This window comes from Microbacterium gorillae, assembly GCF_000826185.2.
Classification (GTDB): domain Bacteria; phylum Actinomycetota; class Actinomycetes; order Actinomycetales; family Microbacteriaceae; genus Microbacterium; species Microbacterium gorillae.
On sequence record NZ_LN648873.1, the window covers coordinates 259,242 to 270,762 of the forward strand.

Genomic DNA, 11,521 nt, shown 5'->3' on the forward strand with positions numbered 1-11,521 from the left:
GCCGTGGCGACCAGCGCCCGATCGGGTTCCCTCACCGACCTCGCCCGCCGCGGATTCAGCGAGCTGAGCGCGGCGAACGAGATGCTCGATGAGCTCGCCACCGCCACCGGCCTGTCGCGCGAGACGATCCTCGTGTCCGCTCCCGAGGCGGCGGACCCGGACGCCGCGCTGCGCGCCATCATGCGCGTCGTCCGTCGCGACGGGGACCGCGCTCGCGCGGACCGCCTCACCGCGGACAGCATCGCGAACCTGTGGCGCACCCTGGGCGCCTCGGACGGCCTCGCCGACTTCGCCTACCGCCACCCCGAGCAGCTGGTGCTGCTGGCGGGCGTCCCGAGCGCACTTCCGGAGGAAGGCGAGATGGCCGACGTGTTCACTGCGGCGCTCGGCATCGTCGACGGATTCGCGGCGTCCGGTGACGAGTCCGCCTGGAACGACCTGCGGGTGTCGTACCGCCGCCAACTCGCTCGCATCGCGACGTGGGACTTGGCGCAGGAAGACCCGATCGCGGCGGTCTCTGACGTCAGCGCGGCCCTTGCGGACCTCGCCGGAGCCGCCATCGAGGCCTCCCTCGCCGTTGCTCGCACCCGCGTCGCCGCTCGGGCACGCTTCTCCCGGGCCGAGGTCGACGCCACGCGGCTCGCCATCATCGGCATGGGCAAGACCGGCGCCCGCGAGCTGAACTACGTCAGCGACGTCGATGTGATCTACGTCGCCGAGTCCGCGGACGAGAACGTGCTCAGCCAGGCCCGTGCGATCGACGTGGCCACCGCTCTCGCCGTCGAGACGATGCGCGGCGTGTCCGGCATGGAACGCGAGCCGGCGCTGTGGGAGGTCGACGCGAACCTCCGTCCGGAGGGAAAGCAGGGCGCCCTCGTGCGCAGCCTGGAATCGCACGTGACGTACTACGACCGCTGGGCGGCCAGCTGGGAGTTCCAGGCCCTGCTGAAGGCCCGTCCCATCGCCGGTGACCCGGACCTCGGTGACGCCTACATCGCCGCCGTTCGGCCGAAGGTGTGGCAGAGCTCCGGGCGCGACAACTTCGTCGAGAGCGTGCAGCGCATGCGCAAGCGCGTGACGGACAACATCCCCGCCGACGAGGTCGACCATCAGCTGAAGCTCGGGCCCGGGGGACTGCGAGACGTCGAGTTCACCGTTCAGCTGCTGCAACTCGTGCACGGGCGTCACGACGAGTCCATCCGGGACCGAGGGACGCTCGACGCGCTCGATTCCCTCGTCGCCGAGGGATACATCGGACGAGAAGACGCCGCGGTGTTCGCCCGCGACTATCGAATCCTGCGTGTTCTCGAGCACCGGCTGCAGCTGCGTCAGCTCCGCCGCACCCATCTGATGCCGGACAGTGCGGAGGGGATGCGATTCCTCGCCCGCGCTTCCCAGCTCGCCGAGACGGGCCCCGCCGTCCAGAGTCTCTGGGAGCGCGTCAAGCGGGAGATCCGAGAGATCCACGTGCGGCTGTTCTACCGGCCGCTGCTGTCCGCTGTCGCGGCCCTCGGCACGGATGAGCTCGTGCTGACCAGCGAGCAGGCCCGCGATCGACTCGCCGCCATCGGCTTCGCGGACCCCGCCGGTGCCCTGCGCCACATCGCGGCACTCACCGCCGGATTGAGCCGCAAGGCCACGATCCAACGGCACCTCATGCCGGTGATGCTGCTGTGGTTCAGCGACGGCGTCGACCCGGACTACGGGCTGCTCGCGTTCCGGCGCATCTCGGAACGACTGGGGGACTCGCCCTGGTTCCTGCGCATGCTGCGCGACTCCTCGGCCGCCGCCCAGCACCTCACGCAGGTGCTGTCCAGCTCACGATACGTCGGTGAACTGATGGAGTGGATTCCGGAATCGGTCGCCTGGCTCGACGATGACGCGGCGCTGCGTCCGCGCGGCTCCGTCGCGCTGCTGGATGAGGCGCGGGCGATCCAGAAGCGGCACGCGACCATCGAGAGCGCGATGCGCGCGGTCCGCGCCCTCCGGCGTCGGGAGCTGCTGCGCACGGCGATGGGCGCACTCCTGGACGTCCTCACGATCGAGGACGTCGCCGAGGCGCTCACCTCGATCACCGAAGCGACCATCCAGGCGACGCTGCGCGCGGTGTTCCGCGAGGTCGTTCCCCCGGAATCGGACACCCTCGATTTCACCGTGATCGCGATGGGTCGCTTCGGGGGACGAGAGCTGGGCTTCGGTTCGGACGCGGACGTCATGTTCGTCTTCGACCCGCAGGAGGTCGACCCGCAGGAGGCCACCACGCTCTCCCTGCGCATCGTGGCCGAGCTCCGTCGCCTGAGCGAGGACCCGCGGGTGCCCCTCGATCTCGATGCCGATCTGCGACCGGAGGGGCGCAACGGCCCGCTCGCGCGATCGTACGACGCGTACGTCGAGTACTACGCGCGATGGTCCGAACCCTGGGAGGCGCAGGCGCTGCTGCGCGCCGAAGCGTCCGCGGGCAGCCGAGCGCTGACGGCGAAGTTCATGGCCCTCGCCGACTCCGTCCGGTACCCGGTCGACGTCGATGAGCGCACGATCCGGGAGATCAAGCGGATCAAGGCGCGGGTCGAGAGCGAGCGCCTGCCGCAGGGTGCCGACCGATCCCGGCATCTCAAACTGGGTCCCGGGTCGCTCAGCGACGTGGAGTGGCTCGTGCAGCTGTGGCAGCTGGAGAACGCACACGCCGTGCCCGCGATGCGCACGACGTCCACTCTCGGTGCCCTCGCCGCAGCGGAAGCAGCCGGCATCGTGGGGGCGGAGGACGCCGAGAAGCTGCGGGAGGCCTGGCTGCTTGCCAGCCGCCTGCGGTCGGCCAACACTCTGCTGACCGGGCGGACCAGTGACGTGCTGCCGACCGACCGCAAGGCCCTGGACGGCATCGCCCGATTGCTCGGCTATCCGCAGCACTCCGCCACGCAGGTGGAGGAGGACTACCTCGCCACCACACGCCGGTCGAGGCGCGTGTTCGACCGGCTCTTCTACGGCTGAGTCGGGGCCATGACCTACGCTCGGTAGTCGGAGGTTTCGTCATGCCGTTGGACCCGTTCTTCGCCGAACGATTGCGCGTGCACCGTCGCTATCTGCTGGGGCAGGCGTGGGACGGCGCGCGCGAGAAGGCCACCGCGGCCTGGCACCGGGTTCGTCCCGGCCATCGGTCCGTGGCCGCATCGGTACCGAACCCGGTCACGCCGACGCCGAAGAAGGCGCGCGGGCCGCACGACACCGCACGCGCGAAGCATCGTCGCGCCGCCCTGCGCTGGGATGCCAAGGAGCTGGAGACGGTCGGAGCAGTCGGACCGGAGGTGTCGATCTCGGAGCATGTCGTTCCCGTACCCGGCTACCCGGACGTGCGCCTGCGGGTGTACCGACCGCTCACCTCCATCGAGCAGACGCTGCCGGTGGTCCTGGCGTTCTTCGGCGGGGCGTTCCGCATCGGCGGCATCGACTATCCGACGACCGACGCGGCGTATCGCCGCCGGACCGCCGACGCGGGGGTCGTCACGATCGCCGTGGACTACGCGCTGGCTCCGGAGCACCGGTTCCCGACGCAGATCGAGCAGGGCTATGCGGCGCTGTGCTGGGTGCGCGACCACGCGGACGCGCTGGAGGTGCGCGCCGACCGGATCGCGGTGCAGGGCACGTCCGCCGGCGGCTGCATCGCGGCCGCCGTGACGCTGATGAATCGCGATCGCGGGGGAGCGCCGCTCGCTCTGCAGGTGCTTGAGGTTCCGGTCGTCGAGCTGACCGGCCGGACGGTGGACTTCCGGGCGACGTGGGCGCTTGGCATCCCGATGTTCATCGCGGTCAAGGAGCTGCTGTCGGTCGCGAAGACCTACCTCGGCGACCGTTCTCGCGCCACCGATCTGTACGCCTCACCGCTGCTGGCGAGCAGCCACGCCGGTCTGCCGCCGGCCGTGATCCTCACGGCCGAGTACGACCCGCTGCGCGGTAACGGCGACGCCTACGGCGCCGCGCTGCGCAAGGCCGGCATCGACGCCAGCGTGGTTCGGTACCAGGGTGTCAACCACGACGTCGCGATCTTCCTCGGCGCGCTTCCCGCCGCCCGCCGCTGGCACGCGGACGTCGTCTCCGCCCTGCGCCGCCTGCACGCCTGAGATTGGGCTGTCGTTCAGTACCCGAGCAGCTGCTTGGCGATGCTGATGGCTTGTTCGGGGGTGGTGGGCTGATCGGCGCTGAGGCTCGCGCCGCCGATACTGATCTCGACCTCGGGCGTCTCGATCTTCGTGATCAGAACAGTCGCCGACTCCGGACTGGCGTCGAGGTAGTAGGCGATCCCTCCATGCTGCGCCAGGACGGCGTCCTCAACCACGGTCAGGCCGCCGGCGATCAGGTCTTCGACTGCGGTGACCTCGAGATCGTTGGAAGCGAAGTTGGCCCCGAAGTTGCTCTCGCCGAACGATTCGAGCGTCGTGTGCCACTCGCACGATGCGCCGCGCTCATCCACGAAGTTGCGTTCCTCCGGCTCCAGTCCCTCGATGAGGGGACCGACCACCGCGGCCACGTCGTCGCAACTGTCGATCAGCGTGAAGACGACATAGCCCTCCTCGTCCAGTTCCACCCCGGCCGGTACCTTTTCGGCGGGCGCCGGTTCGGCCGGTTGCGGAGCGGCCGGAACCGCGGTCGGACCGGCGGAGCATCCGACCAGAGCGAGCACGAGGGCGAGAACCGGAAGGACGACGGCGCGGCGGAGCATGGATCGAGCCTAACCTCTCCCCGTCACACGTCGGTGAACGACGGAACGGCCCCGCAGCCACGCTGCGGGGCCGTTCCGGATCGGGGTCAAACGCCGTAGTAGAGCTCGAACTATCCGTGGGGTCTTGGGTGGTGACGGGGATGGGTGAGTTCCGCGGAATCACGCGCTTCGCTTGATGTGAGCGAACGCGTCGACACGCGCACCGCTGAGACTTTTGCGGACCAAATGCGGACTAACGGGTGGATACGGCGAGACCCACCCTGCTCCAGTCGATGCTCATGACAGACATGCACGCGTCGAAGAGACGTTGCGCGATCGCAAAGAGGTCTGCCTGGTCGACTGTGTCGATTGCGTCTGGGTAGCGTGGGTGAAACACGGCGGAGCGACCGTTCGCGTCATTGCCGAGGATGACGCTGTGGAGCATCTTGTTTCGAGCGACGAGGGCGTCGGTGGCCTGCTCAAGTACGCTCAGCGCAAGATCGTCGGGGTCGGCGGACCGGCTTACTAGTTTGCGCATGGCATTGACGATGTCGGATGACTTCATTCGGTGGACATCCGACACGAGCGGTTCGGCGACATCAGGGTGATCGGACATCATCATGCACGATTGAGAGATGGCATGTTCGAGCCAAGCCGCCCAATAAGCGATAAGGCCGAGCATCTCGGCGCCTTGGTTGGCAAGCGGCTGGGTTAGGGCTGTCCACTCCGCGCCGAAGCCGTCTCGCCACTCAATGACTCCGTCGACTTCACGGCGTTCCATTCTCATGGTTGTCCCTGGCCAGGCCAAGCAGCGACGTCGAACGTTCGATTGACCATCCAGTAGGAATTCGTGAAGGCGGTGAACTCGTAAGTCGTGAAGGAAACCTTGCACTCAGTGCTGGTATTCAGAGGCGGGTTGTCGTCCTCGCAGTCGAGCCGAGGTTGTCCCCAAGCCTCATTCATCGCGGCCGACTCGGGACTCTCGCCGGGCTCGAACCAGAACGAGACACCTTGGTCGATGTCCCTGTCCGGCCATGCGTCTTGAATGCGGGCGACCGTCACCACCGACGTCATAGTGGCGGTCCGCCAGCCATCGTCGGAAGTAATTGTCGGTGGTTGAGCGATAGTGAGCGCGAAATCTGAAGCTCGAAGATCAGAGTTGACGAACGACTTGCCAATTGGGTGAGCGACCTGCTGGCCGAACCCAATTCGTTCATTTAGCCAGTAGTCGCGCTCAGGCCAGACACCGTCCGTCGGCACCCAGCTGGGTATGGTGGCCGGCGGTTCCGTCGAGGGCACCGCCGTGGTGGTGGTGTCGTTTGACGTCGGCGACGCCCCCGAGTTGGCTGTTTTCGCCTCCTGCGGTGTCGACGGCACCTGTATCGCACATCCGACCAGAGTGAGGGCGAGGGCCGGGATTAGCGCTACGTGGGGCGAACGCCGCGAGAAGTTCATGCCTGCATGATGGCATGTCCGGCGGACACGATAGTGCCGCGTCACCAGGTGTGTGCGCGCCGGCCACCATAGTGGGACCGCGCCGGCCGTTCCCAGATGTCGATGGGCTTCTCCTGCTCGGCGCGCAACGCCTCGCGAACCTCCGATGCGAGGAATCGATGGTGTGTGCCAATCCGGTATGTCGGCACAGCGCCTGTGTTTGCGAGGCGGTACACGTACGCGCGGCTGCATTGAAGCATCGTCGCTAGTTCCGCGGCCGTCAGGAACCGCTCGGGCTCGTCCATGCTCTCGATGATACGAACCCGAGCAGATCACCTGACGCGCGTCCTTACGCGCTGCCCGCTACCCGGTGAACTTTGCCCGATGAGTTCACGCCGACCCAGTCCAGGCCTTCGCCAGAGTGGGGCGGTAGCGACTCGAAGAAGTGCCCGTCATCGGTGATGGTCATGCTGTAGATCCCGGCCCCGATTTCGGCTCGGCCGTCGCCGACTGTGATGCTTCCGCTGGTGTCGGAGAACAGGCCCACGAAGTTCTGCGCGTTCTGCTGGAGCTTCGCCCCGGCGGGGAACTCGATGCGCGAGTTCTGGATGACCATGTCACCTGACGCGCCGGAAACGGTGACCTTTCCTGCGCCCGCGCCGGGTTCGAGGGTCACGCCGGTCCCGACCTTGATCTTTCCGCCGGCGAGAACCGACAGGATGCCTTTGACGTCCACGGGGCCGATGAGTGTCGCGCGTCCGGTCGCGGTGAGGTCTCCTGCCATGTCGACGTCTCCGTCGATCTTCCCGTTTCCGATCAGGAACCATTCGCCATCGACGTAGAGCAACCCTCCGCCGGTGATGCGGAGGTATCCGCCGTCATCGATCTTGATACCACCTCCGTCGTGGAAGCGGACACCGCCGCGACCGACCGCGGCGTTTTCGAGCATCGTGTTCGCTTGGAGCCTGTGCACGTCGCTCTGTAGTTTTCGGAGTTCGGCGTAGAGGTCGGAAAGGTCATCAGCCATGGTCGGGTTCCTTTGGTTCGTTGTCGGGCTGGTCGGGTCGGCGTTCGAGTGCTGCGGCGGCGTTGAGTAGAGCGCGGCGCCGGGCGGCGGCGTCGCGGAGTCGCGCGGCGATCAAGGGTGCGGCGCGGCGGTGTTCGTCCCACAGCGCCGTGAGGTAGCTCGTCACGTGGGACTGGGTCTGCTGCGCGAGCCGGTCGAGGTCGCGAGCGACGAGCGTGCGTGCGGTGATCGTGGCGGCGACAGTCGCGCTCGACGCGGTCGCGGCGGGAATGTAGCCGGTGATCCATCGTTCGTTCGGTGTCCACCCGAACGGCTCGCTGGGGCCGCTGTACGGCCACCAGACGACGCCGCGCATCAACTGGTCGTCGGTGGCTGTGACATCGGCACGCAGGGCCGTCCAGTCGACGACGGGGAGTGTGATGGTGGTGGCATCGTGGATCATGCGGTCGAGGTCGAGCGCGTCGAGTTGGGCGAGGGTGGCGCGCTCGATGACGCTGCGTGCGCGGTGCTCTCGCGAGTCGAGTTCGTCGGCGAGGGTAGTGCGGGAGAACAGCCGTTCGGTCACAGCGACTGTCGGTGTCATGGTGGTGGTTCCTTTCACCAGTTCTGGCCGGGGCGGCGCGGTGCTCGCGGCGGCGGGGTCGATAAACGCGGCTGGGGGCGCGGCACACGTGTGTGTGAGGGGCGCGTGCTGGCGCGGCTCACGTGTGTGTGAGGCGGTCGGGAATGCGTGCGCCCGCCTGCCGGTCGGAGAGGGTCGGCAGGCGGGCGGCGGGTTGGTGTCAGCCGTCCATGTCTGACACCTGGGTCGGGGCGCCCCCGCTCGCGCGGATTTCCAACGGGCGCCCCGGCCGGGTCAGGGGGTCTTGGTGATCTTGACGATGCCCGCGGCGTGCGGGAATCCGAAGCCGACGCGGCACACTGCACGAATCACGGTCTGGTCGAAGCCGAAGCGGAAGGACTTGTCGACGGCGATCTCCGCGCGTTCGCGCATGATGATCATGCTGCGGTCGCGAGGAATACCCCAGACGGTCCCCGGGAGCACGTACGGAGACACCACGAGAGGGACACCGAGCACCTGGCGGGACGGGCCGTTCTCGGCGCCCTGGCCGAGCAGGAACACGTTCGAGCCGGTGCCGGTTTTGAGCTTGGCGAGTGCCTGAGCGGTCGCGGGGTCGGTGACCCATGTCGACGGTTCGGTTCCGACTGCTTCGGCGGCGGCGAGGGCGTCGACCCATGCTTCGAGGGAGGTTGCCGGGTTGGCGTCGATGTGGGTGAATTCGCCGGTCGGGATGGATTCGAGCCCCGACTGCTGGACGACGTTCGCGCTCTCGGGTCCGAAGAATGCGGCGTCGATCTTCTTGGCGATGTCTCGCGCGAGTGCGAGTCCGGCGATGCCGGCGGCTGTCGGGTTCGAGTCGTTCGCGATCTCGTTGCTGATGTGTGTCAGCCCCGCGAGCTTCGTCGGCTTGATGTTGATCGAGGCGCCTGCGGCCTCTGACATCGGGATCTCTTCGTTCTCGGCGACCCATGACGCACTCGGGTCGGTCGTGATGATCGGGAAGCTGATCGATTCGTCGCGGATTTCCATATACGTGGATGCGGCGATCGCGACCGACTCCGTCTGTAGCGGACGGATGAGCAGTGGGGCGATCGCGGCGCCGGTGAGGACTTTGAGGCTTGGGATGTTGGGATGGGTGTCGGGCATGATGAGCCTTCCGTGAGAGTGCGCAGACCAGTTGGGATGTGTCCGACGTTCCGCGTCTCGCGTTCTTCGTCGGTGCCCTCTGGGCGCTTCGGCGGTGGATTCGAGAGAGCCTGCTCAACCAGGAATCCCCGTCAGAATCAAGCGTAGCCAGTTCTGACGGGGTTTCCTGGCGTCACAGGTGGGCTGTTCGTTACCGCTTGACTGCGGCACCCCATGCCGCGTAGGGGTCGCCGGGCGCGTTGGACTCACCGGTGGTCCGCAAGATGGCGTTCAGAAGAGCATGCGGATCACCCGGGCCGGGAACCTCCTTGCCAAGGTAGGGACGTTCCTGGGTCATCGTTTCGGCGGCGGCGCGAACCTTCTCCGGATCGATCCGGCCGTCCTCGCCGGTGAGGTCGGCGGCGTCGTACCCGCCGATGTCCCAGAGGTCCGCGGGGCGTTGAAGACGCATCGTCTGGTCGTGCTCGATGGCGTGTTCAGCCATCTGGCGGCGCAGGACGGACACGCTGGCTGTCAGGGCGTCGACCTGTCCGCGGTAGTCGTCGCGCTCGGCTTCGGCGGCGCGGAGCTGCTTGCGGCGGCGTGCGGCTTCGGCGTTACCGTCCCGCGCACCCCGCTCGCGTCCTTCGTCGTCGGCGTCCGCGTCCGCGTTGGTGTCGAGCTCGATCGCATCGTCGTCGTGGGTCGTCTGTGTCGTGTCAGCCGACAGGTCGCCGTCGTCGGATGGGCCGGTGGTCGTGGCGGTGGTGGTCATTGGTGCTCCTTCGATGGTGGGTATGGCTTGCCGGCCCAGTAGCCGGCGGTCGGTCGTTCTGCGTCCGCGAACGCGCGGCAGAGGGTGCGGACGGGGCAGGAATGGCAAATGGTCGCCAACTCGGTGAGTTCGGTTGGCGACCATTCGTCGTGAGTGAATCGGGTATCTCCGGTGCACGGTGGTGGGCTGTCGTGTAGCGCGTCGTGCAACGCGCGAGACTGCCGCAGGCTGCGCGTGCTCGGACGTCCGCCGCCGATCATGCGGCTCGCTCGCTGATGGCGTCGCCGCAGGCCACGCATTCCGATCGACCGTTCCGGTCGGGGGCCGTTTTCATCACGTGCTTGCAAACCCCCGTCCCTGACCTAGACGGTCGGGACGGGTTGGGTAGGGGTGGTGTTACTCCCCGGCCACGTTTGGTGTCACGTAACGCGTTACACGACGTGCACGTGCTGTGGTCGCCCGCCTCGTGCCGAGCCATTCGGTCACGGTAGGCGCGCTGTCGATCTGCGTTTCCGCCGCGCCTGATCTTGACGCGCTCAGCCGGTTCCTGGTCCTTCCATTCGACCTGATACCCGCCGTCCGCGGCCTGCCACAGTCCGGCTGTGCAGAGGGCTTCGACATGCGTTGCCGTGCTGTCGTCGACGGCGATACGGTGGAGCGCTTTCATCGGGATGAGTCCGTCCGAAAGCGAACGGTTCGACCACACGAGCGCGTGCATGTGTAGGCGGAACGCGGCATCCGATAGGTTCATGACGTCGACACGGTCGGTGAAGTCGTCGCTGAGGCGCGTCCACGTCATGGGTCTACCTCCCCGGCGGAAACCCGCGCTGGCTCAGGGAGAATGGTCATTGGGTTACTTCGAGGAACCGCCGTCCGATGGTCAGTCGGGCGGCGGTTTTGGCGTTGCGGGGTCATGCCGCGGGTGTCGCGGCGCTCTCGCTGGCGCCCTCGGCGGAGAGCTGCGCGGCCACGTCAATGAGGCGGCGGAGCTCGTCAACGTAGATCAGCGCGGTTTCGATCGTCATCCCGTCGAAGACGGGGACGGGAGACAGTCGAAACTCGCCCCCTTCGGCGTCGACGTAGTGCGCCTGGCACGGCCGGATTCCGCTGGCGAGCCCATACCGCGTCACGCCTTCGGTGTCCTCCGTGGTGACGTAGTAGTTCGGGAACCACGTGACGCGCTGAGAGTAATGGTTCCCCGAGTGCGCAGGCTTCCCGATGCATCGGGTTCCGGTCGGCCCCGCGACGGTGCACGCGCCGGTGTAGTCGTCGCCATACCACTCGGCGGGCGGGGCAGTCAGTTCGAGGTCAGTCATGGTGTCGGGCCGGTAGGGCGATCGGCGAGAAGGCGTGGTGGCGGGTACAGTGGGCATGTCGAATCCTTCAGTGACGTGGTGGTTTTGGCTTGGAATCCGCGGCTGCAACCGCGGATTTTCTCTTTCCCCAGATCAGTCCCTTGCGGGACATCCGGAAGTGGAGGCGGGCGAGGAAGGGGCGGACATCGTCAACGTCGAGGAAGATGGTTGCCCCGTTCTCCCATGACATCTGCACGGTCCGGCCCGAAAGGTTCCGCACAGCCGTTTCCCCTGTGGGGTCCCGGTAAGTCAGGGGGTAGAAGTTGTCGCGCGAAATGTCAGCGCCACGTGGGGAGTCGGTCATCCGGCGTCTTCGGCGAACGCATCCGCGAAGAAATCGTCGAGCTGCTTCTGCGTCACCACTCGTCGTCCTGCGAGCTTCGATGACTTGAGTGTCTTGGTCTGAATGAGCCACCGAACGGCGGCTTCTGAGCGGCGGAGCTCCCGCGCGATCTCAGGTACGAAGAAGAACCGCGGGTGGGGTGGGAGCGTGGGCATTGACTTGCCTCCTGTGTTTGAGTGCGAACACAAATGACGATATGCCGAGATG

Annotated in this window: 13 protein-coding genes; 2 read left to right on the forward strand and 11 right to left on the reverse strand. The window is 67.1% G+C overall.

Features of this window, described 5'->3' with window-relative positions:
* Positions 1-3: 3 nt before the first annotated feature.
* On the forward strand, positions 4-2,988 hold the full coding sequence (locus BN1193_RS04215) for a bifunctional [glutamine synthetase] adenylyltransferase/[glutamine synthetase]-adenylyl-L-tyrosine phosphorylase (RefSeq protein ID WP_040164292.1): 2,985 nt from the start codon (positions 4-6) through the stop codon (positions 2,986-2,988).
* A gap of 41 nt (positions 2,989-3,029) precedes the next feature.
* Positions 3,030-4,115 carry an alpha/beta hydrolase gene (locus BN1193_RS04220; RefSeq protein WP_040164293.1) on the forward strand — a complete coding sequence of 362 codons (1,086 nt, stop codon included), beginning with the start codon at positions 3,030-3,032 and terminating at the stop codon, positions 4,113-4,115.
* 14 nt (positions 4,116-4,129) lie between these two features.
* On the opposite strand, the gene BN1193_RS04225 is transcribed toward BN1193_RS04220, so the two are convergent.
* From BN1193_RS04225 to BN1193_RS04275, 11 genes are all read right to left on the reverse strand, one after another.
* A complete protein-coding gene (locus BN1193_RS04225) occupies positions 4,130-4,714 on the reverse strand; it encodes a hypothetical protein (protein ID WP_052460417.1) in 585 nt (194 codons plus the stop codon).
* A gap of 232 nt (positions 4,715-4,946) precedes the next feature.
* Positions 4,947-5,474 carry a hypothetical protein gene (locus tag BN1193_RS04230; protein ID WP_040164297.1) on the reverse strand — a complete coding sequence of 176 codons (528 nt, stop codon included), beginning with the start codon at positions 5,472-5,474 and terminating at the stop codon, positions 4,947-4,949.
* Between the two features lie 2 nt (positions 5,475-5,476).
* Positions 5,477-6,148 carry a hypothetical protein gene (locus tag BN1193_RS17815; protein WP_141396615.1) on the reverse strand — a complete coding sequence of 224 codons (672 nt, stop codon included), beginning with the start codon at positions 6,146-6,148 and terminating at the stop codon, positions 5,477-5,479.
* A gap of 41 nt (positions 6,149-6,189) precedes the next feature.
* Entirely contained in the window at positions 6,190-6,432 is a 243-nt protein-coding gene (locus BN1193_RS04245; protein ID WP_040164300.1) for a helix-turn-helix domain-containing protein, read from the reverse strand.
* A gap of 44 nt (positions 6,433-6,476) precedes the next feature.
* Positions 6,477-7,154 carry a hypothetical protein gene (locus BN1193_RS04250; RefSeq protein ID WP_040164301.1) on the reverse strand — a complete coding sequence of 226 codons (678 nt, stop codon included), beginning with the start codon at positions 7,152-7,154 and terminating at the stop codon, positions 6,477-6,479.
* Positions 7,147-7,737, reverse strand: a complete 591-nt coding sequence (locus BN1193_RS04255; RefSeq protein WP_141396616.1) for a hypothetical protein — start codon at positions 7,735-7,737, stop codon at positions 7,147-7,149. Before BN1193_RS04255 ends, BN1193_RS04250 begins: the two co-directional genes overlap by 8 nt.
* 273 nt (positions 7,738-8,010) lie before the next feature.
* Entirely contained in the window at positions 8,011-8,862 is an 852-nt protein-coding gene (locus BN1193_RS04260; RefSeq protein WP_040164303.1) for a phage major capsid protein, read from the reverse strand.
* A 190-nt stretch (positions 8,863-9,052) separates the two neighbouring features.
* Positions 9,053-9,616, reverse strand: coding sequence for a hypothetical protein (locus tag BN1193_RS04265; protein ID WP_040164304.1), 564 nt, complete (start codon positions 9,614-9,616; stop codon positions 9,053-9,055).
* A complete protein-coding gene (locus BN1193_RS18550) occupies positions 9,613-9,915 on the reverse strand; it encodes a WhiB family transcriptional regulator (RefSeq protein WP_407662084.1) in 303 nt (100 codons plus the stop codon). Before BN1193_RS18550 ends, BN1193_RS04265 begins: the two co-directional genes overlap by 4 nt.
* Before the next feature lie 612 nt (positions 9,916-10,527).
* Positions 10,528-10,989, reverse strand: coding sequence for a hypothetical protein (locus tag BN1193_RS04270; protein ID WP_141396618.1), 462 nt, complete (start codon positions 10,987-10,989; stop codon positions 10,528-10,530).
* Between the two features lie 282 nt (positions 10,990-11,271).
* On the reverse strand, positions 11,272-11,469 hold the full coding sequence (locus BN1193_RS04275) for a helix-turn-helix domain-containing protein (protein ID WP_040164306.1): 198 nt from the start codon (positions 11,467-11,469) through the stop codon (positions 11,272-11,274).
* Positions 11,470-11,521 lie beyond the last annotated feature (52 nt).